At 47.2% G+C, this 21,934-nt stretch carries 18 protein-coding genes; 2 read left to right on the forward strand and 16 right to left on the reverse strand.

Translation table 11 applies throughout. From position 1 onward, the window contains the following. Positions 1-16 precede the first annotated feature (16 nt). Together B5D42_RS16015 and B5D42_RS16020 are read right to left on the reverse strand one after the other, a co-directional pair. Entirely contained in the window at positions 17-1,393 is a 1,377-nt protein-coding gene (locus B5D42_RS16015; RefSeq protein WP_078832548.1) for an aldehyde dehydrogenase, read from the reverse strand. A 207-nt stretch (positions 1,394-1,600) separates the two neighbouring features. Then, the gene (locus tag B5D42_RS16020; RefSeq protein ID WP_078832550.1) at positions 1,601-2,062 is read right to left on the reverse strand and encodes a DUF6934 family protein; all 462 of its coding nucleotides are present in this window, start codon (positions 2,060-2,062) and stop codon (positions 1,601-1,603) included. A gap of 223 nt (positions 2,063-2,285) precedes the next feature. Here B5D42_RS16020 and B5D42_RS16025 point away from each other — a divergent pair, with 223 nt between their 5' ends. Both B5D42_RS16025 and B5D42_RS16030 read left to right on the forward strand, forming a co-directional pair. Continuing rightward, complete coding sequence (locus B5D42_RS16025; RefSeq protein WP_176113044.1) at positions 2,286-3,224, forward strand: peptidoglycan-binding protein; 939 nt, start codon at positions 2,286-2,288, stop codon at positions 3,222-3,224. 471 nt (positions 3,225-3,695) lie between these two features. Further along, positions 3,696-4,103 carry a hypothetical protein gene (locus B5D42_RS16030; RefSeq protein ID WP_078832552.1) on the forward strand — a complete coding sequence of 136 codons (408 nt, stop codon included), beginning with the start codon at positions 3,696-3,698 and terminating at the stop codon, positions 4,101-4,103. A gap of 2 nt (positions 4,104-4,105) precedes the next feature. On the opposite strand, the gene B5D42_RS16035 is transcribed toward B5D42_RS16030, so the two are convergent. The 14 genes from B5D42_RS16035 to leuC form a co-directional block, all read right to left on the reverse strand. Beyond that, positions 4,106-4,549 (reverse strand): META domain-containing protein, encoded by a 444-nt coding sequence (locus tag B5D42_RS16035; protein ID WP_078832553.1) that lies wholly within the window; start codon positions 4,547-4,549, stop codon positions 4,106-4,108. A 50-nt stretch (positions 4,550-4,599) separates the two neighbouring features. After that, positions 4,600-5,889: a threonine synthase gene (gene thrC, locus B5D42_RS16040; protein WP_078832554.1), complete on the reverse strand. Its 1,290-nt coding sequence runs from the start codon at positions 5,887-5,889 to the stop codon at positions 4,600-4,602. A gap of 28 nt (positions 5,890-5,917) precedes the next feature. Beyond that, positions 5,918-6,835, reverse strand: coding sequence for a homoserine kinase (locus B5D42_RS16045; protein WP_078832555.1), 918 nt, complete (start codon positions 6,833-6,835; stop codon positions 5,918-5,920). 17 nt (positions 6,836-6,852) lie between these two features. Beyond that, positions 6,853-9,300 (reverse strand): bifunctional aspartate kinase/homoserine dehydrogenase I, encoded by a 2,448-nt coding sequence (gene thrA / locus B5D42_RS16050; RefSeq protein ID WP_078832556.1) that lies wholly within the window; start codon positions 9,298-9,300, stop codon positions 6,853-6,855. Positions 9,301-9,539: 239 nt separating this feature from the next. After that, positions 9,540-10,790 (reverse strand): threonine ammonia-lyase, encoded by a 1,251-nt coding sequence (gene ilvA / locus B5D42_RS16055; RefSeq protein ID WP_078832558.1) that lies wholly within the window; start codon positions 10,788-10,790, stop codon positions 9,540-9,542. A gap of 60 nt (positions 10,791-10,850) precedes the next feature. Continuing rightward, complete coding sequence (ilvC, locus tag B5D42_RS16060; RefSeq protein ID WP_078832559.1) at positions 10,851-11,906, reverse strand: ketol-acid reductoisomerase; 1,056 nt, start codon at positions 11,904-11,906, stop codon at positions 10,851-10,853. A gap of 61 nt (positions 11,907-11,967) precedes the next feature. Further along, positions 11,968-12,558 carry an acetolactate synthase small subunit gene (gene ilvN / locus B5D42_RS16065; RefSeq protein WP_078832560.1) on the reverse strand — a complete coding sequence of 197 codons (591 nt, stop codon included), beginning with the start codon at positions 12,556-12,558 and terminating at the stop codon, positions 11,968-11,970. An 11-nt stretch (positions 12,559-12,569) separates the two neighbouring features. Then, the gene (ilvB, locus tag B5D42_RS16070) at positions 12,570-14,312 is read right to left on the reverse strand and encodes a biosynthetic-type acetolactate synthase large subunit (protein WP_078832561.1); all 1,743 of its coding nucleotides are present in this window, start codon (positions 14,310-14,312) and stop codon (positions 12,570-12,572) included. 44 nt (positions 14,313-14,356) lie between these two features. Beyond that, positions 14,357-16,039: a dihydroxy-acid dehydratase gene (gene ilvD / locus B5D42_RS16075; RefSeq protein ID WP_078832562.1), complete on the reverse strand. Its 1,683-nt coding sequence runs from the start codon at positions 16,037-16,039 to the stop codon at positions 14,357-14,359. Between the two features lie 34 nt (positions 16,040-16,073). Then, positions 16,074-16,973 carry a branched-chain amino acid transaminase gene (locus B5D42_RS16080; protein WP_078832563.1) on the reverse strand — a complete coding sequence of 300 codons (900 nt, stop codon included), beginning with the start codon at positions 16,971-16,973 and terminating at the stop codon, positions 16,074-16,076. Positions 16,974-17,314: 341 nt separating this feature from the next. Continuing rightward, positions 17,315-18,427, reverse strand: coding sequence for a 3-isopropylmalate dehydrogenase (gene leuB / locus B5D42_RS16085; RefSeq protein WP_078832564.1), 1,113 nt, complete (start codon positions 18,425-18,427; stop codon positions 17,315-17,317). Positions 18,428-18,462: 35 nt separating this feature from the next. Then, positions 18,463-19,899: an ATP-binding cassette domain-containing protein gene (locus B5D42_RS16090; protein WP_078832565.1), complete on the reverse strand. Its 1,437-nt coding sequence runs from the start codon at positions 19,897-19,899 to the stop codon at positions 18,463-18,465. Positions 19,900-19,905: 6 nt separating this feature from the next. Next, entirely contained in the window at positions 19,906-20,490 is a 585-nt protein-coding gene (gene leuD, locus B5D42_RS16095; RefSeq protein ID WP_078832566.1) for a 3-isopropylmalate dehydratase small subunit, read from the reverse strand. Between the two features lie 16 nt (positions 20,491-20,506). Next, entirely contained in the window at positions 20,507-21,910 is a 1,404-nt protein-coding gene (gene leuC, locus B5D42_RS16100; RefSeq protein ID WP_078832567.1) for a 3-isopropylmalate dehydratase large subunit, read from the reverse strand. Positions 21,911-21,934 lie beyond the last annotated feature (24 nt).

Consider the following 21,934-nt stretch of genomic DNA (forward strand, 5'->3'; position numbering starts at 1 on the left):
GAAGAAGGGGGCTGTTCTACACCATCTTCTTAAGCAACCATAATTTCCCTTTAAAAGGCGGGTATTTCAGACCGGGATCGAACCAGGTAGGTGAACGCATCACCGCTTTCCGGTGCGAAAAGGTATCGAAAGAGTATTTTCCATGGTATTGTCCTGTTCCGCTGAACCCGCGGCCGCCGAAGGGCAGGTTATGATTGGTCAGGTGCAGGCTTGCATTATTGATACAAACGCCTCCTGAAGGTATTCTGTTCAGCCATTCTTTTTCTTTCTGCCTGCTGGATGTGAACACATAAAAAGCCAGCGGATTCGGATTTCGTGCAATGATCTCCTGCGCTTCTTCCATACTGTTGAAAGCAAGGATTGGCAGCACGGGACCGAAAATCTCTTCCTGCATCACCGGGGCGCTTAATTCTACCTGGTCTATCAGTGTTGGTTCTATAAAGAGTTTTGTGATATCCGTCCGGCCGCCATGAAGTAAATTACCCTGGTTAATATAAGCAGCTACGCGGTTAAATTGTTTTTCGTTGATCATGCGTCCGAACTCGCTGCTGTTTTCAGGGGTATCTCCGTAAAAACGGACAATCGATTTTTTTAATTCTGCAACCAGCTTCTCTTTCACAGAACTATGTACCAGGACATAATCCGGCGCTACGCACATCTGACCTGCATTTGAAAAACTGGTCATGGCAATTCTCCTGGCAGCAACACTGATATTGGCATCTGCTTCCACTACGCAGGGGCTTTTACCACCCAGTTCCAGTGTAACCGGCACCAGTCGTTCTGCTGCCAGTTGGTAAATATGCCTGCCCACTGCAGTACTTCCCGTGTAAAACACATGATCGAATGTAAAATTTTTCATCATGTCCGGAATTACTGTTGCACCATCGCCCTGTATATAAAGAATATATTCTTTGGGGAATGCAGTTTCTATCAGCCGCTGCATCAATGCGGCAGTGGCTGGCGCAAATTCACTCGGTTTAAGCACTACGCAGTTACCGGCGGCAATGGCCCCGATCAATGGTGTCAGTAATAACTGGAAAGGGTAATTCCAGGGAGCGATAATGAGTACCACGCCCAGAGGTTCTTTTACGACCCGGCTGTTGCCCGGCAGGTTGAGCAGGTTAGTGGTTTTAGCTTCAGGTTCCATCCAGCTCTTCAGGCTGCCGATCGCATGATCCAGTTCCGACAAAAAGAACCCGTTTTCCGTCACCCAGCATTCTTCCGGACTTTTTTTCAGATCGGCATATAAAGCTGCATAGATCTCTTTTTCATTGGCTGTAACAGCACGTTTCAATTGCTGCAGCTGCTCTTTCCTGAATGCATAGGATTGAGTAGCGCCGCTTTCGAAAAAGCGGCGCATAGGTTGAAGTTGGGAAAGCAAGTCGTTCTCCATGAGAAAGCTTTTGTTTTACAACTGGCTACAAGATACCACTAATCTTTATTCTTTGTTAGGAGCGCATGCAGGTTTAGCTGCAAAAGCCACTCGTTAACCTCCGCAAGCTTTTCCGGGAACAAAGGCTTTGCATTATGATATATCGTTTTTGTAACGGATACCCCACGTGTGGTTGTAAATGTTACAGGCTTCTCACGCCCCTGTTTTTTAGGTTTCAGCATTGGCTTTTGCTTTTATTACGAACAATACATTTTCCCGGTACGGAGCTGTTTCAAACGAGAGCAATGTATCCGGCTGTCCGTGCGGCAATACATAAGCGCAGAATGCCGGATTGAACAATAAAGCATGCGTTTTCAGCATCCGCATATACCGCTCTACCTGCACATGCGTCTCTCCGTAGAAAACGACCAGCGCATCGGGATTTTCAGTAATAAAGGCTTCCACAATGTCCATTACCGTGATCATCACTTTCAGCCAGTCCCCATTGACCGTTCCGGCCAGTTCATTCACATGACCCGCAGGCAGGTGGAAGCCAAATGCGAGGTGAAAAATATCGGGCACAACAGCTGCAACAAATTCCACAGTGATCAGCTGGTCCTTTTTCCCTTTGCTGATAAAACTGTATGACACATACGTTTCCCGTGTATAAGTATATAATTCCTGTTTCATGAGATTTATTTTAAAGTCATTCCAATGAAAACAGGCGCCCTTTCGTTGATGCAAAACAACAACAGATCAATGATTCTACCATTAGGTATTTACCGTGAATTTTAGCGGCAGCCCGTGATTTACCGGGAGAAAAATGGGTGTTTTCCCCCTTGTGCCGGCCTTTTCCGGTTTTTATCTTGTTTGCCATATTCAACTGAATCCTTTACAACTAAACCTAACTGTTATGTCGCGCGAAAAAATCGTTCAGATCGCTGCTGCTGAAAACGGGTATAAAGAAGACCCGGCCACTTCCAACAAAACAAAATTCGGCGCCTGGTACGGCATCAACGGCCAGCCCTGGTGCGCTATGTTCGTTAGCTGGGTATACGACCAGGCAGGTCACCCGCTCGGAAAAGTTGATTCGCCCAAAGGTTATCACTATTGCCCTTCCGCTTACAATTTCTGGAAAGCCAACAACAGGCTGACCAGTGCTCCTCAACCTGGCGATATCGTTCTCTTCGACTGGACCGGCGATGGCAAATGCGATCATACCGGCATTTTCGTAAAATGGCTGCAGGAAGGAAAAACTTTCCAGTCCTGGGAAGGAAATACCGCCTTGGGCGACGACAGCAACGGTGGTATTGTAATGCTGCGCAACCGTAATAAAAGCAGTGTAAAAGCATTTGTGAATGCAGGCGTGATCGACAATGCAGCTTTCGTTCCCCAGCCTGCTACCGTTGCTAAGGGTGACGCAGGTTCCGACATTACCATTCTGCAAAAGGGTTTGTACGATCTCGGTTATGAGATCACCGTTGACGGCGCATTCGGTCCCAAGACACAAAAAACACTCAAGGCATTCCAGAAAGACAGCGGCATTGAAGTGACCGGCGTTTATGATGCGGTTACAAAAGGAGCATTACAGGCAGCCCTGAGCAAACCCAAAGTGGCAGATAGTAAAATCACAACAGGAGCCTATCTCAAGAAAGGATCGGCCGGAGCTGCGGTTGTAGCCTTGCAGAAAGCACTCAATAAAAACGGGGCAAATCCTGCCATCGACGAAGACGGTGTTTTCGGCAATGGCACACTCGAAGCAGTAAAAACATTCCAGAAAAAACAGGGTCTGACGGCAGATGGTATAGCTGGCCCCGATACCATTGGCAGACTGGGTATCAAAACCATTTAACAGCAATTGAATTTATGATAACAGGAGTTTGCAAAAGATCTCCTGTTATCATAATATCCTACAGGCAATCGCCTTTACGTTCAGGATTGATCAGTAATTAACCGATCCTGCTCCATTAATATTTTCCTGCCCGCAGATATTAAAGCGAACCTTATCCGCTTAAAAAAAATGTCCCCTTCAGGCAGCGTTTAATCTCTTTTATGTGTTATGTGGTAAGTCAACTACATGCTACACGCATATCATTACAGCCGATCATGGATTAACCGATATGCGTTCGTATGTATTTGGTTTACTTTGCGCAATCTTTTAAACAGTTCAGTTTTAAAAATTGCGTATTTATACGTTATTCAAGGTTGCCGCATTCAAATTATTTTTGATGATAGTTTGCGCAAAAGGAGTTTTTAAATTGATGAGTCTATGAGAAATTGCCAGTTTTACTTTGCATTAGCAATTTGTGTTTTATTGTCAGCAATGACCGGCTGTCGCTCTTCCAGGCCTACAGCCTATGTAGTAATCCATAATGAAAACGGCGATCCGAAAGCTGTCAATGTTTCTATCGCAATGAGCGAATCAAAAGAGCGGAAACCATTACATCAGACGGAATTGTCTCTGGAACCGGGGTTACAGTTCCTGCCGGGGAAAAAATATAAAAAGGGAACTTACCAGCTTACTGTTGGCACGAAGGACGGCTCCTTTTCCATTACGCAGCCTATATCCATGGATACAGACCGGTGGATCATTATCAATTATGCGCATGGAGATTCTGCCAATATTGTAAAAAATTATGGCTTCCTGGATACAGATAAATTCAAAGTGATTAATGGAAAATATGCTAATCTGGATCTTTACGTAGAAAACAGGCGGCCACCGAATCTCTGAGTTTATTTTTTACGGGTGAATTTCATTACGGTTTCATCGCCGGCGAAGAAGGTCATTGTCCCTTCTTTTTTATTAATATCATAGCGATCCACTCTTTTCAGTACATTCATAAATGCAGGTTCGCCATCACCGGGACAGAACATTTTGGTCATGATGATCGGACCGTTGAAATCAATTTTGTTGCCGTCGGTATTCAGTTTACCGGATAAAGAGTTACAGCTGGTATTACCACTGAGTGTTCCTGCATTGGTATCAAAGTTCAGGATGGGCTTTTTAGCTGTCGGATACAGGCCATGAAATGTAGATGGCGGATCGAGGATATAAATAAGTTCCCAGCTCCCGTTCAATGCTGCAGGTGCTGCAGTTGCCTGCCTGGAACTCCGGCACGCAAACAGAAGCAGCATCAGGCCGCAGATCAGTATAAACCATAATAACAGCTTTTTCATATACCAGGTTTTGCTTTCTTAACCCGTACAAAAGCTGTACCAGCCAGACCTTATTGTAACAACCACTCTTTTAATGCTTCGTACTGCGGGCGCATCGGAATACTGTGCTTTGTCTTGTGAAACAGGTGTTTAGCCGCTTCAGGCACTTCCGGTTCCTGTCCTGTTGCAGCTGCTACTGTTTGCGGAAATTTAACAGGATGTGCTGTTTCGAGTAGAAATCCTTTCTGATCCGGATGTTCGTTCAGGTATTGATCCAGTGCATTATATGCAACAGCACCGTGCGGGTCGAGCAGGTAACCGTACCTGCTTTTGACATCTCGGATCGTTTCCAGTGTGGTTTCATCCGAAACACGATATCCTGTTACAGCCGCTGCGATTTTATGATGATCGTGCTTAAACAACTGCAGGATCCGTACAAAATTACTCGGATCGCCTACATCCATTGCATTGGATAATGTTGCCACTGCTTTCCTTGGTGTATAATTACCAGAGGCGAGATAATCCGGAACAATATCGTTTTCATTGCAGGCTGCGATAAAATGTTGCACGGGCAATCCGCTTGCATTCGCGAGCAGACCGGCACAGAGGTTTCCGAAATTACCGCTGGGCACCGCTATTACAGGCGGTTGCGTACTCTTCCATTGCTGGTATGCATAAAAATAATATAACTGCTGCGGCAGCCATCTCGCCACATTAATGGAATTGGCAGAAGTGAGTGAAATCTTCTGAAGGTCGGCATCCATAAACGCTTCCTTTACCATAGCCTGGCAATCGTCGAAACTGCCTGTTACTTCCAGTGCTGTTATATTCGCTCCGCAGGTGGTGAGCTGCAGTTCCTGCACGGGGCTCACTTTCCCGGAAGGATACAATATAACAACCCTCACGCCCTCAACGCCAAGAAAACCATTGGCAACAGCACCGCCCGTATCGCCCGATGTTGCTACGAGCACAGTCGTTTCGCGGTTCTGCTTTTCCGAAAAATAACCCAGACACCTGCTCATGAAACGTGCACCCACGTCTTTAAATGCCAGTGTAGGCCCATGAAACAATTCCAGCGAACTGATACCAGCACTGATCTCCACCAGCGGAAAGGGAAAGCTGACGGTTTCTGCAATAATATGATACAAAACTTCCTCCGGTATGCTGCCGCCGGCATAAGGCAACATCACCCTTAACCCTAATTCTTCTTTTGAAAGATGATCCATTCCCGCTATCAATGCCTTATCCAGCACAGGGATATGTTCAGGAAAATAAAGTCCTTTATCCGGTGCCTGGCCCTGCAGGGTTGCGGTTCTGAAATCTACCGGTGATGCGGATTTGTTGAGACTGTAATATTGCATGGAAAGAGAAATAAACGTTTAAAAAAGTTTAAAGCGGATCTGCTTTGATAGTGGTCATATAAACGTGATGATCCAGCCCCAGCGATCTGTAAATTGCCTTCATTTCTTCAGCTACCAGTTGTGCGGTCGGCTCATCTTTGCTGAGCATAAATACAGAAGGACCCGAACCGGAAATCCCTCCGCCGAGTGCGCCCGCTGCTTTGCTCCTTCGTTTCACTTCATCAAAACCAGGAATCAGGATACTGCGTACGGGTTCTATCAGCACATCTTCGAGCGAACGTGAGATCAGCTCGTAATCCTGTTTTAAAAGACCTGCGACCAATCCGCCGATATTACCCCACTGACGGATGGCGTCCTTCAGTTGTACCTGTTTTTTCAGGATACTGCGTGCATCTGCAGTTCTTACTTCTATCTGCGGGTGAACGATGGTAACATGTAACGGCGGTGGTGTTATTGTTATGATGTCCAACGGGTGAATAGAACGGATCAGTGTGATGCCTCCATAAATACAGGGAGCGATATTGTCCGCATGTTTTACGCCCGATGCTACTTTCTCGCCATTCATCGCAAACCTCACCAGGTCTTCGCGTGAAAACCGGTTTCCGAGCAAACGGTTCGCGGCTACTACTGCACCTGCGGAACTTGCCGCACTTGAGCCTACGCCACTACCCGGTTTGATATGTTTCCTGATGCGTAATTCAAAACCCGTGGCCGGGTCCAGTTCCTGCATCATGGCAAGCAACGCTGCGCCTGCTACATTCTTTTCCGGATCGGTGGGTAAATTGTATTCGTCTTCATTTACGATCAGGATACCCGGCTCGTCCCTGAACCGGATATTCATTTCATCGTAAGGTGCTTTTACGGCAAAGCCCAGGATATCGAATCCGCAAACCATGTTGGCCACGGTAGCCGGCGCTTCTATATGGATTATTTGTGCTGCTTGCATTCGGTTGCTTTTATGATTTATACCCGCCCCGCGCGGATCATGTCTGCAAATACGCCTGATGCGGTTACATCAGCACCTGCTCCTGCGCCTTTGATCACCAATGGCTGTTCGGGATAGCGTTCTGTGAAGAACAATACCAGGTTGTCTTTCCCGTATAAATGATAAAAGTCCGATTCTGCCGGGATATGCTGCAGTCCAACTGCTGCTTTCCCATGCTCATAGCTGGCTACAAACTTCAGCTTGCAGTTCCTGGATGCGGCTTCGTTATAAAGCGCCTTGAAATGTGGTTCCTGCTTTTCCATTTCGTTATAGAAATCTTCCACACTGCCGTTGAAGCATGAGGCGGGGAGAAATGCGTTGTTGGTGATATCTTTCATCTCCAGTTGCTGTCCGGCCTCTCGTGCCAGGATCATGATCTTACGCATCACATCGGTTCCGCCCAGGTCAAGTCTCGGATCCGGCTCTGTATAACCTTCTTCCTGTGCCTGTCTTACAACAGATGCAAATGATTTTGTGCCGTTGTAATGATTGAATACAAAGTTGAGTGTGCCCGATAATACTGCCTGTATGCGGTTCACCTGATCTCCGCTGCGCAGCAGATCATTCAGTGTTCCTATCACCGGCAGGCCTGCACCTACATTGGTTTCAAAAAGAAATGGTGCATTGTACTGACGTGATAACGATTTCAGATGCAGGTAACGTTCGTAAGATGACGATGCCGCTATCTTGTTACAAGCCACAACAGCCACACTCTTCTCCAGCAATTGTTCATAAACACCTGCTACTTCCTCATTCGCTGTTACATCTACAAATACACTGTTACGCAGGTTTTTCTCACGGATACGTTTTACAAAATCATGTATACTGCCCGGCGCCGCATCTGCCAGCAAAACCTTCCAGTTTTCAAGATCGATCCCATCTTCGTTGAACAGGATCTTTTTACTGTTGGCCAGTCCTGTTACGTGGATCTGCAGCCTGAGCTGGTCTTTCAGGTATACCAGCTGCTTATGGATCTGTGCCAGTAATTTTCCGCCCACATTTCCCGTTCCTGCAATGAAGAGGTTGAGTTGCTTGTAAGTAGTTTCAAAAAATTCTTCATGCAATACATTAATAGCTTTTTTAACATCGGCAGAAGATAACACGGCTGAGATGTTTTTTTCTGAAGAACCTTGTGCTATCGCCCTTACATTGATCCCGTTCCGTCCGAGTGCGCCGAACATTTTACCGCTTACACCAGGCTGACTTTTCATCTTTTCCCCCACTACCGCTACTACCGATAAGCCCTGTTCTACTTTTACAGGTTCGAGCAGGCCGCTCCTGAGTTCATGATTAAATGCCTGGTCTATTGAACGTTTGGCTACGATTGCATTTGCGTCATTGATTGCCACACAGATGGAATGTTCTGACGAACTTTGTGTAATAAGTATCACATTCACCTGCTCATTGGCCAGCGCTTCGAACAATCTTTTCGAGAACCCGGGCACACCTACCATACCTGTTCCTTCCAGGCTCAGCAGGGCAATATTATTGATACTTGAAATACCGCGGATAAAATCATTCCCATTAGCCGTCAGTACCTGCTCTATCAGGGTTCCGTAGGCTTTCGGCGCAAATGTATTTTTAACCCATACAGGTATGTTCCTGCTCATTACCGGCTGTATGGTTGGCGGGTAAATGATCTTTGCGCCGAAATGCGAGAGCTCCATCGCTTCCTGGTAGGAAATATGGTTGATCGGTTTTGCATTTTGAACTACCCGTGGATCTGCGGTCATCATACCACTTACATCTGTCCAGATTTCCAGCACCGCTGCATTCAATGCTGCTGCGAAAATTGCACCGGTATAATCCGAGCCACCCCTTCCGACCGTGGTTGTATTCTTTTGCTGATCCGCCGCAATAAAGCCCGGCACTACGTATAACTGGTGTTGGTTCGCCCTGAAATAAGCTGCTATGTTTTCATTGGTTGCTTCAAAATCTACTGCTGCGTTGCCGAATGCCGAATCGGTTACTACCAGTTGCCGTGCATCTACCCATTGCAGGTCTGCATGGAGTGTCTGCAGTTTTGCGGATATGATTAACGACGAAAGTAATTCGCCGAAACTGACGATGCGGTCTTTTGTTCGCCCTGATAATTCTCTCAGCAGGGATACGCCATCGCAGATATTTTCCAGTTCATTGAAGTGCTGCTTTACCAGGCTGAGCGTTGCGCTTTGTTGCTGTATCGGAAGCAACGCTCTTACCGTATCAAGATGTTTCTGCTCCAGTTCTTTCAGTGCTTCCTTATAAGCATCATTACCAACCGAAGCCTGAGCGCCGGCCTGCAATAATGCATCCGTAACACCGCCAAGTGCTGAAACTACCAGTACTGTTTTGTCTTTTTGTATCGATTCCTGTACGATCTCTATTACCTTGTTCATGTTGGCCGCATTGGCTACAGAACTTCCGCCGAATTTTAAAACCTTCATTATGCTGTATTCTAAAGTTGCTTGAAATTGATTGTTTACGATCTGCCTCCCGGCAATCTGCGGCTTTCAAAAGCCCAATGGATTATATGGAAATATGCAACCCTTTACAGGGTTGTAATAATAGTTGTGGTAATAATAGCAGCTATCATCAGCGTTGCCGATGTGCGGAGAAATGAATTGATATGTACAGATGTTACTGTCATGCTGCCTGCGGGCTTAAAGATAATGATATTCACGCATTAAACGAGATAACCGAAAAGATCATCATTTTTATTTAACTCGGTATAATTGATATTGTGCAATTGCATTTTGGCTGTCAGTGTTTCATAATCCTTTTTCGATTTCAGTTCTATGCCTACCAGTGCCGGGCCTGATTCCTTGTTATGCTTCTGCATATATTCAAACCGGGTAATATCATCGTCGGGACCAAGAATATGATTCACGAATTCTCTCAATGCGCCTGGTCTTTGTGCAAACCGGATGAGGAAATAATGCTTTAATCCCTCATACTGCAATGATCGTTCCTTGATCTCCTGCATGCGGTCGATATCGTTGTTGCTTCCGCTTACAATACAAACTACAGTCTTCCCCCTGATCGCTTCTGCATAGTTTTCCAACGCTGCTATAGACAATGCGCCTGCCGGTTCTACAACAATTGCATCTTCATTATATAATTTCAGAATAGTCGAACACACTTTTCCTTCCGGCGCCAGGTACATTTCGCTTAACACTTCGCTGCAGATACTGAATGTAAGATCGCCCACCCGTTTTACCGCGGCTCCGTCTACAAACCGTTCAATATTATCCAGCGTTACAGGATGTCCTGCCTCCAGTGCCTGCTGCATGGAGGGTGCGCCTTCCGGCTCCACACCGATCACTTTCGTTGCGGGCGAATACCATTTAAAATAAGTTCCAACACCCGCACAAAGACCGCCGCCACCAACCGGCACAAAAAGATAATCCACTTCCGGCTGATCTTCCAGTATTTCCATCCCTACTGTAGCCTGTCCTTCTATGATCCGCATATCATCGAAGGGCGGGATGAATGTCATGCCATGTTCTTCTGTATATTTTTTTGCTGCAATGGCACAATCGTCAAATGTATCGCCTACCAGCCTGATATCTATAAACCCATCACCGAACATCCGGGTCTGGCTTACTTTCTGGTTGGGTGTAATAATAGGCATAAAGACAACGCCGCGTACATTCAAACGTTTACAACTGTATGCAAACCCCTGTGCATGGTTTCCGGCACTGGCACAAACCACGCCGCGCATCAGCTGCCACTCGGGCAAGCTGCTCATCATATTGTAAGCGCCGCGAAGTTTATACGACCGCACCACCTGCAGATCTTCCCTTTTCAGAAATACGCTGCAGTTGTACCTGCGGGACAGGCTGTGATTATACGTCAGCGGGGTTCTGTTCACCACTGGTTTTAACCGCGCTGCCGCCGCAGCAAAATCAAATGTATCTGTTGTTGTCAGTTCCATGAATGATAGTTTACCCGCCTTCGCTGCAAAACGAAGGCGGGATTTGTTTTTTTGTCAGGCCTAAGCCGTTACCTGGTTCTCAGGACGAAGGCTCCGCACTGTTTTTCCTGCCTGCCAGAGTTCGCTTTCGCGCAGCTCTTTCAGCTCTTCTTCCAGTTTCTCACGGTAATCGGTTTTGCTGTTGCTGTCGATCGATTTTGCAGCTTCGTTTCCTGCCGCTACACTTTCATATAATTCTGTGAATACCGGTTTGGTTGCATCGCGGAACTTCTTCCACCAGTCGAGCGCGCCACGCTGTGCTGTTGTTGAACAGTTTGCATACATCCAGTCCATTCCGTTCTCTGCTACCAGCGGCATGAGGGATTGTGTGAGCTCTTCTACGGTTTCATTAAAAGCTTCAGATGGTGTATGTCCCTTTGCACGCAGCACTTCATACTGTGCGGCAAAAATGCCCTGAATAGCGCCCATCAGTGTTCCGCGCTCGCCGGTGAGATCACTGTATACTTCTTTTTTGAAATTGGTTTCGAACAGGTAGCCGCTTCCGATTGCAATACCGAGTGCCACCACTCTTTCGAAAGCGTGGCCGGTTGCATCCTGGAAAATGGCGTAGCTGCTGTTGAGACCACGGCCCTGCAGGAACATTCTTCTCAGTGAAGTGCCCGATCCTTTTGGTGCTACCAGGAATACATCTACATCTGCAGGCGGAATGATACCGGTCTGCTCGTTGTAGGTGATACCAAAGCCATGAGAGAAATATAATGCCTTACCGGGGGTAAGATGTTTTTTTACGGTTGGCCAGAGCTGGATCTGGGCTGCATCACTCAACAGGTAACAAATGATGGTTCCGCGCTCAAGGGCTTCTTCTATTTCGAACAATGACTCACCGGGTACGAAGCCATCCTGAACAGCTTTGTCCCAGCTTTTGGAATTTTTACGCTGACCTACAATTACATTAATGCCATTTTCCTTCTGGTTCAATGCCTGGCCCGGGCCTTGTACGCCGTAGCCGATCACTGCCACTACTTCATCTTTCAGCACTTCCTGTGCTTTTGAGAGGGGGAATTCCTCGCGGGTTACAACGTTTTCTTCAACGCCGCCGAAATTTAATTTTGCCATCTGTTTACTGGTTTACTTGTTTGATTGATGATTTGAATAGAGTGTTTATTGATTGTCAGCATTACATGGAGAATACTTCCTGCTGCTGGTTGAGAAATTCATTTTCGATGATCTCGCTGCCAGGCTCCTGCGCTTCAAACTCCTTGATCTTTTCGTGGAATCCGCTGCTGGCTTTAATGATCGCCACGCGCGCACTTCTTACGAATTCTATCAGTCCGTAAGGTTCCAGTACTTTGATCAGCTTATTGGTCTCTTCGCGGTGACCGGTGGTTTCAAATATGGTATAGTCTTTACGGATCGCTACTGCCCTTGCGCCGTATTCGCGCAGCAATCTTTCTACCTGCACTTTTTCTGCAATTTCATCCGTTGATACTTTGTACAAGGCCAATTCCTGCCACACGATCTCGCTGTTGGTATTGAAATATGCTTTCAATACTTCTACCTGTTTTTCTATTTGCCGTACGAGCTTGCGTACCACTTCCTCTGTTTCTTCTATTACAATAGTGAAACGGTGAATTCCGTCTACTTCAGAAGGCGAAGTATTCAGGCTCTGCACATTGATCTTCCTTCTCGAAAAAATAATAGCGATCCTGTTCAGCAGGCCGATATGGTTTTCTGTATATACAGTGATGGTGAATTCCTGTTTGTTCATGATTGCTTGTTTTATTTTAACCGGATCTCGCTTACGCTGCAGCCCTGCGGTACCATTGGGAATACATTGTTCTCTTTACCTACCATTACTTCCAGCAGGTAAGCGCCGTTGTGCGATAACATTGTTTCCAGCGCATCTTTAAGACCGGCGCGTTCCGATACTTTGCGGCCTGCAATTCCATAGCCGCTTGCAACAGTTACATAATCGGGGCTGGCTATGTCTACAAATGAATAACGTTTGTCGTGGAAGAGCTGCTGCCATTGTCTTACCATACCGAGGAACTGGTTATTCAGGATCAGGATCTTTACATTGAGTTCTGTCTGCATGATGGTTCCTAATTCCTGGATGGTCATCTGCACACCACCGTCACCGATCACAGCAACGACCGGCCTGTGCGGTGCGCCGAATTTGGCCCCGATGGCAGCGGGCAGTGCGAAGCCCATGGTTCCCAATCCACCCGATGTGATATTACTTCTTGTCTCGTTGAACTTTGCGTAACGGCAGGCTACCATCTGGTGCTGGCCTACATCCGTTACGATCACCGCATCGCCGCCGGTAAGTTCGTTCAATACCCTTAACACTTCGCCCATGGTCATTTCATCGCCTTTGGGATTCAGCTCATCGTAGATCACCTGTTGTTCCTCTTCCCTGCTGTACTGCCTGAATTTCTCTACCCATTGAGGATATACTTTTTGTTCGATGCGTTTGGTGAGCAGCGGAAGCGTTTCCTTACAATCGCCCCATACACCCACATCGGCCTTTACATTCTTATCTATTTCCGACGGATCGATATCGAGGTGAATGATCTTTGCCTGTCTGGCGTATTTATCAAGCCTGCCGGTCACACGGTCGTCGAACCGCATACCTACTGCGACCAGTACATCGCACTCGTTGGTAAGCACATTCGGCCCGTAATTACCATGCATGCCCAGCATACCCATGTTCAGCGGGTGCTCCGTTGGCAGTGCACTGAGACCGAGGATAGTCCATGCAGCAGGGATCCCGCTTTTTTCTATAAAGGTTTTGAACTCTTTTTCGGCTTTGCCAAGAATAACGCCCTGGCCGAAGATCACGAATGGTTTTTCTGCTGCATTGATGAGCGCGGCAGCTTCATCTATATATTCTTTACGAATGATCGGTTTGGGCCTGTAGCTGCGGATATGATCGCAGTGCCTGTAGCCTTCGTAATCGAATTTCTGCAGCTGTGCATTTTTGGTGATGTCGATCAGCACGGGACCCGGCCTGCCACTTTTGGCAATGTAAAATGCCTTGGCCAGAACTGCTGGTATTTCCACGGCATCCGTTACCTGATAATTCCATTTGGTAACGGGTGCTGTTATATTGATCACATCTGTTTCCTGGAAAGCATCGGTACCCAGCAGGTGTGCAAATACCTGGCCTGTGATACAGACGAGCGGTGTACTGTCGATCATCGCATCTGCGAGACCTGTGACGAGATTGGTTGCTCCCGGGCCACTGGTCGCAAATACGATACCTGCTTTGCCGGAGGCCCTGGCATAACCCTGTGCGGCGTGAATACCGCCCTGCTCATGTCTTACAAGAACATGTTTCAGTTTGTCATTATAATCGTACAAGGCATCATAAATAGGCATGATGGCCCCGCCCGGGTAACCGAAGATCGTGTCAACGCCTTCTGCAATGAACGCCTCCAGTACAGCCTGCGAACCCGTAAGCTGAACCGCTGTTTTTGTTTCGGCTTGTTTTTCTTCTATCCCGATTGCTGCTGTTTCCATGGTATGTGATTAAATGGATAATAGGTTGTTGAAGTTGATCCTGTTTATGCTTCGTCGGTAACACAGCCCTGCGAAGCATCTTTTACGCACTGTGCATATTTGAATAAAACACCGCGCTCTGCTTTTAACGGCGGCTGCACCCAGGCTGCTTTACGCTGCGCAATTATCTCATCCGGTACTTTAAGATTGATCGAATTATTGACAGCATCCAGCTCAATAATATCGTCATCCTGTACCAGGGCAATCACACCGCCGTTATAGGCTTCGGGCATGATGTGGCCTACTACAAATCCATGTGTGCCGCCACTGAATCGTCCATCTGTGATCAGCGCAACTGATTTTCCCAATCCTGCGCCGATGAGTGCCGATGTGGGTTTCAGCATTTCCTGCATACCCGGTCCGCCTCTCGGGCCTACGTAACGGATCACTACCACATCACCATGCCTGATCTTCCCGGTATTGATGCCGCTGATCAGTTCCTGCTCACCGTCGAATACACGCGCCGGACCAACAAACCGCTCTCCTTCCTTACCGCTGATCTTTGCCACACTTCCGCCTGATGCCAGGTTACCGTATAAGATCTGCAGGTGGCCCGTTGCTTTCAGCGGTTGTTCCAGCGGATAGATGATCTTCTGTGTTTCAAAATCCAGGTCCGGTACCGCTTCCAGGTTTTCGGCCACTGTTTTGCCGGTAACTGTCAGGCAGTCGCCGTGCAGCAGCCCTTTCTGCAGCAGGTATTTCATTACTGCCGGCACACCGCCATACTGATGCAGATCCTGCATCATGTATTTACCGCTTGGTTTAAAGTCGGCCAGTACCGGCACCCTGTTGCTGAGTTCCTGGAAATCATCCTGTGTCAGCGATACGTTTACACTTTTCGCCATAGCGATGAGGTGCAGTACAGCATTGGTGCTTCCGCCGAGTATCATTACCACGGTGATCGCATTTTCAAATGCTTTGCGGGTCATGATATCCCTGGGTTTGATATCTTTTTCCAGCAGGCTGCGGATAGCTGCTCCTGCCGCAAGACATTCCTGTTTTTTCTCTTCGCTCAAAGCCGGGTTGGATGAAGAATAGGGCAGGCTCATACCCAGCGCTTCAATTGCCGAAGCCATCGTATTTGCCGTATACATTCCGCCGCACGCACCTGCACCCGGACAGGAATGTTTTACGATGCCTTTGAAGTCGGCATCATCGAGGTTGCCTGCTATTTTCTGGCCCAATGCCTCAAATGCCGAAACGATATTCAGATCCTGGCCTTTGTAATGACCGGGCGCGATGGTTCCGCCATAGACCATGATGGCAGGCCTGTTGAGCCGTCCCATTGCAATGAGTGAACCCGGCATATTTTTATCGCAGCCCGGAAGAGCGATCAGGCCATCGTAGTACTGTGCACCGCAAACCGCTTCAATAGAATCTGCAATGATATCGCGACTTACAAGTGAATAACGCATACCATCTGTTCCGTTGCTGATACCATCGCTCACGCCAATGGTATTGAAGATGAGGCCAACCAGCTCGTTATCCCATACACTCTGCTTCACCAGTTTAGCCAGGTCATTCAGGTGCATATTGCAGGTATTGCCATCGTAACCCATGCTTACCACACCCACCTGTGCTTTTTTCAGATCTTCATCTGTAAGGCCAATTCCATAAAGCATTGCCTGCGCTGCCGGCTGTGTCTCATCCTGTGTAATTGTTTTTGAATATTTATTCAGTTGCTGCATACGTTTTTTTTGATAGCTGATGGATAAATGAATTTTATGCGGTTACGCCTTCCTGTACAGGTAACCCGATCACAAGCCTTGAATAAGCTTCCTGTATCCTGCAGCCCAATGTGCTGTTCCAGGCTTTAGGGAATATTGTATCATCAAGTGATTGCCAGCCGATCACTTCTGCAGCGGTGCCACAGAAGAATGCGGAATCGGCATCTTTAACTGCATCTGTCGTAAAGAACTTTTCTTCCACTTCAATATCAAGCTCCTTACAGATCTCAAGCACTGTTGCCCTGGTAATGCCCGGCAGGATATTACCAAGCGCAGGTGTAAAGAGCTTCCCGTCTTTTTCATAGAACATGTTTGCGCCGGGGCCTTCTGCCACATGGCCGTTCATATCTGTAAGCAGGGCTTCGTCGAAACCTTTTGCTTTTGCTTCCTGGCTTGCAAGTATAGAATTCACGTAATGCCCGCCTGCTTTGGCATGTATCTTAAACCCTTTGGGATTAGGTCTTTCGAAGGATGATGTCATTACACGCAGTAATTTATCGCCGAGAAAAGGTGCCATCTGCCATGCTTCGATAGCAATGAAAGATGCTGTATTAACCTGGAAACCCATATTGGCAGGGGCATACACGATAGGCCTGATATAAGCATCCTGCAGGTTGTTACGTTCCAGCAACTCATAGGTGGCAGCAATCAGTTCATCAGTATCATACGCATAAGGCATGTTCAGCGCCTGCGCAGATGCTTTCAGCCTTTGGTAGTGTTCTGTTGCTTTAAAGATGCGCGTTTCACCGGCTGCGGTCTTATAAGACCTGATTCCTTCAAACACCGAGTAACCGTAATGCAGCGACTGACTGTAGAAATCCATTGTAGCTTCGGCAGCTTTTACAAACTGTCCGTTGAGATAGATCACCGTATTGCCGTCATAATAATTTGCCATATCCTGTGCTTTTCGCGTTTTAAATGAGTATAAAAACAAAAGCCCCGCCTTTGTGGAGGCGGGGCTTTCTATCTTCAGTATCTTATTGTTATATAAGGGCTCCTCCTCCGTTCAGTGCAGGTATAATAATGACAATCACAATAATAATTATTGTGTTCACCGTATTCCTGTTATATGAGCTGTTTCTGAACATTGAAAGATTCGTTATAACGAAAGTACTCCCGCCTTATGAAAAAACAAAGAACTTTTTAAAGATCTTTACTACCGTTTGTTAGTAGTATGCATCCTGGAACCATTTAGCAGCCTGCATTTCAGCGTACCTGAACATTGCTGAACTGTTTTTATATAATAGTAGACCTGTTCAGACTCGCATTGGTTCGTCTTTCTGCGTTGGCATGACGTTCAATATGATCCGCGATCAGGTCTCCGATTGCCGTTGTTGAATAATTGTTCACTGCGTCGATATCTTTTGAAACAAAGCCGTTGGCCAGTGTCCAGTCTACAGCGATACGCACTGCTTCCGCTTCATCGTTCAGCTGGAAATGATCGAGCAGCATAGCCGCAGAAAGTATAGAACCAAGCGGGTTGGCAATATCTTTACCTGCCGCCTGCGGGTAAGATCCGTGAATGGGTTCAAACAATGCAACGGTATTACCCACCGATGCAGAAGGAAGCAATCCGAGTGATCCGCTGAGAACGCTCGCTTCATCGCTGATGATATCCCCGAACATGTTCTCCGTAAGCACTACATCGAACTGTGCAGGATTCAGTATAATCTGCATGGCTGCATTATCCACGAACATATAGTCAACCGCCACTTCAGGATAATCAGCTGCAATCTGCTGTACCACTTTGCGCCATAAACGTGAGGTTTCGAGCACGTTGGCCTTATCTACCAGTGTCAGTTTCTTTTTCCGTCCCAGTGCATATTTGAATGCGAGTCTTGTTACCCTTTCAATTTCCGCGCTGGTATAAGTACACTCATCCACAGCAGTCTGCTGATCGCTGCTCAGTTCTTTTTTTCCGAAGTAAATACCGCCGGTCAGTTCACGGAAAACAATAAAATCAACACCTTCCAGCTGTTTGGCTTTCAATGGCGAAAGATGCTGCAATGCCCGGTATGTTGTTACCGGCCTGATGTTGGCGTATAACTGCAACGCCTTTCTCAGTTTCAGCAAACCTTGTTCCGGCCTCACTTTGGCTGTGGGGTCGTTATCGTATTTCGGATGACCGATCGCCCCGAACAGGATCGCATCGCTGTTAAGGCAGGTTTCGATTGTTTCATCTGGCAGAGGGTTGCCGGTTTTATCGATGGCATCGGCGCCCATTATACCATATGAATATTCGAATGCATGTCCGAACCGGCTGGCTATTGCATTCAATACCTTGATCGATTGCTGCGTTACTTCAGGTCCGATGCCATCGCCCAGGATGACAGCTATCTTTTTTTCCATTTTTTTGAGGGTATTAGTTCTTTTATACGATTGTTTTATACAGCTATTTTTCCTTGCCAGAGCCGCAGCTCTTTTGTTACACATGCCGGGATCTCTTCTTTATAATGACTCACATAGATCAGCGTCTTCTGCAGCTTCACGCAGATATCATCTACCAGTTGTACAAACTGTACCACTTTCTCGTGATCCAGTCCCTGGCAGGGTTCATCCAGTATCAGCAAGGGTGGGTTCTTAACCATGGCACGTGCAAGCAACACGAGTCGTTGCTGACCATGTGATAATTGTGCAAGTCTTTTTTTAGCGAGCGCGTCCGTTTCCATCAGTGTCATCCAGTAGTTCACGGCTTTTTTCTGTTCAGCAGAAACTGTCCTGAATAAACCGATGGTATCAAATAATCCTGATGCCACTACTTCCTCTGCGGTAGCGTTCGCTTCGAAATGATGATGCAATTCCGGGGATACATACCCGATCTTTCTTTTAATGTCCCAGATACTTTCTCCGCTTCCTTTCTTTCTGTCGAAGAGATATATGTTGTTCGCAAATGCCTGCGGGTTATCTGCATTTACCAGGCTCAGCAATGTAGATTTGCCGGAACCATTATGTCCGGAGATATTCCAGCATTCCCCTTTCTTCACTTCCCAGTTGATATCGTCAAGGATCGCTTTGCCATTGTACGATACGGATATTCCTTTCATTTTAACAGCTGTTTCAAAGTCGGGATATTCGTAGAGTTGCGGTGGCTCGTTTTTTACTTCCAGGCGCGGAACTGGTTTTACAGAACGTTGTGCCAGGAACTTTTCTTTTTCTTCCGGTACCGACATTGTCCCGTTCTCCAGCAAGGCAACATGCGTGGCAACCTGCGGGATCAATGCCGGCGAAGTAACGATAAGCAGCTGGAAACCGGCAGCCGCGAGTTGTGTAAGGATCTCATCGAGTGATGTTCTTGCAGCCGCATCCAGGCCGGTATAAGGATTATCGAGCAGCAACCAGTCTGGCCGCTCCAGCAATGCTTTTGCAAGCTGTACTTTTTTGTTTTCTCCGTTGGAAAGCTGGAGCAGGCTGGTATGTTTTACATGGCTGATGCGCAGCAATGCAAGCACTTCGTTTATTTCACTTTCATTCCTGCTGGTTTCTGACAATACAGTATATACATCTTTTGCATCCGATGATTCGGTTGAATTATAACGTTGCTGGTAATAAAAAGTGCTGGTATTGGCAAGATTCTTAAACCTGAGCTGCTGGCCGATTACTGCAACTGAAGGCTTTTTACCCGTTATGCTGTGAAACCGGATCTGATCGCCCGTGCTCTGGTAAGCTGCCAGGCATTTCAGCAGGCTTGTTTTGCCACTACCAGAAGCTCCGGCTACTGCAAGCTGCTGCCCTGCATGTACTGCAAAGGAAACATGCTCCAGTAAAAGCTGACCTCCGGCTTTTACTGTCAGGTCCGAAACTTCCAATAGCAACTGTTTCATAAGGGGTTAATTAGCTGACGTTTCAAAAAGTTCTATTTCCTGCCTGATACTGAGCAGGTAATCGATGTCATCATACCCGTTCAGTAAACAGGTTTTTTTATACGCATTGATCTCAAATCTTTCCTGTTCGCCTGTTGCATCGATGGTAATTGCCTGTGCAGACAGGTCGATGCTGAGTGTTGCTTTTGCATCACCTGCAAATATTTTCTGCAGGAAATCTTCACTCACTGTAACCGGCAATACGCCATTATTCAGCGCATTGTTCTTAAAGATGTCTGCGAAAAAACTGGATACTACCGCTTTGAATCCGTAGTCTTCCAGTGCCCATGCAGCATGTTCGCGGGAAGAACCGCAACCGAAATTTTTCCCGGCTACCAGTATTTCACCACTGTAGTTTTCATTGTTCAGTACAAAATCCTTTTTAGGTTTTGTCTCGTCATCCTGTTCGTAACGCCAGTCGCGGAAAAGGTTTTTACCGAAGCCGTCCCTTGTTGTGGCTTTCAGGAACCGGGCGGGGATGATCTGGTCTGTATCTACATTTTCTTCCGGGAGCGGAACAAACCTGCTATGTATCGTTGTTAATGATTTCATGTTCTTTTACGTTTTGTTATTGCAGCAATTCCCTTACATCTGTTACCACACCTGTGATTGCAGCGGCGGCGGCTGTGAGCGGACTTGCAAGCAATGTCCTGGCGCCGGCACCCTGTCTGCCTTCGAAATTGCGGTTGCTGGTGCTGATGCAATATTCGCCCGCAGGGATCTTGTCTTCGTTCATACCGAGGCATGCGCTGCACCCGGCCTGGCGTATTTCAAAGCCCGCGGCTTCAAATACTTTATCCAGTCCTTCTTCTATTACCTGTTTCGAAACCTGCTGTGATCCGGGCACGATCATCACCTGCACATTGTCATTCTTCCTTCTTCCTTTCACAAGCGCTGCTACCATGCGCAGGTCTTCTATCCTTGAATTGGTACAGCTTCCGATAAACACATGCTGAACGGGCATGCCAATCAGGGGCTTGCCTGCTTCGAGCCCCATGTATTCGAGGGCCTTGAAGATATTTTTACGTTCGCCTTCATCGGGGATGCTGTCTGTTGCGGGTACCGCGGCATTTACAGCAATACCTAAACCGGGATTGGTGCCATAAGTGATCATCGGTTCTATATCGGCTGCATTGATATTGATCTCATGATCGAATGTTGCATCTGCATCGCTGTGCAGGGTTTTCCATTCCTGCAGTTTGATGTTCCAGTCCTCACCCTGCGGTGCAAACCGACGCCCGCGCATGTATTCGAATGTGATCTCATCCGGAGCGATCATTCCGCCCCTGGCGCCCATTTCAATGCTCATGTTGCAGATGGTCATACGTGCTTCCATAGACAGGGAACGGATAGCCGAACCTGCATATTCCACGAAATAGCCGGTAGCGCCGCTCGCCGAGATCTTTGCTATGATGTAAAGGATGATGTCTTTCGATACCACGCCTTTATTCAATTCTCCTTCTATGTTGATGCGCATCAGCTTTGGCTTGCTTTGCAGCAGGCACTGTGAGGCAAATACCATTTCCACTTCACTGGTGCCGATCCCGAACGCAATGGCGCCGAACGCACCGTGGGTAGATGTATGGCTGTCGCCGCAAACGATCGTCATGCCCGGCTGTGTAATGCCCAGCTCAGGGCCAATCACGTGAACGATGCCCTGGTAAGGATGCCCGAGGCCATATAATTCAATATCGAATTTTTTGCAGTTTTCGATCAGCTGCTGCACCTGCAGTCTCGAAAGCTCATCTTTGATGGGCAGGTGCTGGTTCAGCGTAGGCACATTATGATCTGCCGTTGCCACTACCTGTTGTGGACGCAATACACGCAGACCGCGTTTTTCAAGGCCCTTGAAGGCCTGCGGACTCGTTACTTCGTGAATGAAATGTTTATCGATATAAAGCACGGAGGGACCGCCTTCGATCTCTTTCACAACATGCTTTTCCCAGATCTTATCGAACAATGTTTTCGCCATGATAAATACTTAAACTGCTGTAAT

The organism is Sediminibacterium ginsengisoli (assembly GCF_900167075.1).
In the GTDB taxonomy this organism is placed as follows: domain Bacteria; phylum Bacteroidota; class Bacteroidia; order Chitinophagales; family Chitinophagaceae; genus Sediminibacterium; species Sediminibacterium ginsengisoli.

Excerpts from the sequence above, each read along its gene's own strand:
- leuB (WP_078832564.1), bottom strand. The coding sequence starts at position 18,427 with ATGGAAAAAAAGATAGCTGTCATCCTGGGCGATGGCATCGGACCTGAA.
- B5D42_RS16020 (WP_078832550.1), bottom strand. The coding sequence starts at position 2,062 with ATGAAACAGGAATTATATACTTATACACGGGAAACGTATGTGTCATAC.
- B5D42_RS16045 (WP_078832555.1), bottom strand. The coding sequence starts at position 6,835 with ATGCAAGCAGCACAAATAATCCATATAGAAGCGCCGGCTACCGTGGCC.
- thrC (WP_078832554.1), bottom strand. The coding sequence starts at position 5,889 with ATGCAATATTACAGTCTCAACAAATCCGCATCACCGGTAGATTTCAGA.
- B5D42_RS16035 (WP_078832553.1), bottom strand. The coding sequence starts at position 4,549 with ATGAAAAAGCTGTTATTATGGTTTATACTGATCTGCGGCCTGATGCTG.
- leuD (WP_078832566.1), bottom strand. The coding sequence starts at position 20,490 with ATGAAATCATTAACAACGATACATAGCAGGTTTGTTCCGCTCCCGGAA.
- leuC (WP_078832567.1), bottom strand. The coding sequence starts at position 21,910 with ATGGCGAAAACATTGTTCGATAAGATCTGGGAAAAGCATGTTGTGAAA.
- B5D42_RS16080 (WP_078832563.1), bottom strand. The coding sequence starts at position 16,973 with ATGGCAAATTATTATGACGGCAATACGGTGATCTATCTCAACGGACAG.
- ilvB (WP_078832561.1), bottom strand. The coding sequence starts at position 14,312 with ATGGAAACAGCAGCAATCGGGATAGAAGAAAAACAAGCCGAAACAAAA.
- B5D42_RS16025 (WP_176113044.1), top strand. The coding sequence starts at position 2,286 with ATGTCGCGCGAAAAAATCGTTCAGATCGCTGCTGCTGAAAACGGGTAT.
- ilvC (WP_078832559.1), bottom strand. The coding sequence starts at position 11,906 with ATGGCAAAATTAAATTTCGGCGGCGTTGAAGAAAACGTTGTAACCCGC.
- ilvN (WP_078832560.1), bottom strand. The coding sequence starts at position 12,558 with ATGAACAAACAGGAATTCACCATCACTGTATATACAGAAAACCATATC.
- B5D42_RS16030 (WP_078832552.1), top strand. The coding sequence starts at position 3,696 with ATGACCGGCTGTCGCTCTTCCAGGCCTACAGCCTATGTAGTAATCCAT.
- thrA (WP_078832556.1), bottom strand. The coding sequence starts at position 9,300 with ATGAAGGTTTTAAAATTCGGCGGAAGTTCTGTAGCCAATGCGGCCAAC.
- B5D42_RS16090 (WP_078832565.1), bottom strand. The coding sequence starts at position 19,899 with ATGAAACAGTTGCTATTGGAAGTTTCGGACCTGACAGTAAAAGCCGGA.
- ilvA (WP_078832558.1), bottom strand. The coding sequence starts at position 10,790 with ATGGAACTGACAACAACAGATACATTTGATTTTGCTGCGGCGGCAGCG.
- ilvD (WP_078832562.1), bottom strand. The coding sequence starts at position 16,039 with ATGCAGCAACTGAATAAATATTCAAAAACAATTACACAGGATGAGACA.
- B5D42_RS16015 (WP_078832548.1), bottom strand. The coding sequence starts at position 1,393 with ATGGAGAACGACTTGCTTTCCCAACTTCAACCTATGCGCCGCTTTTTC.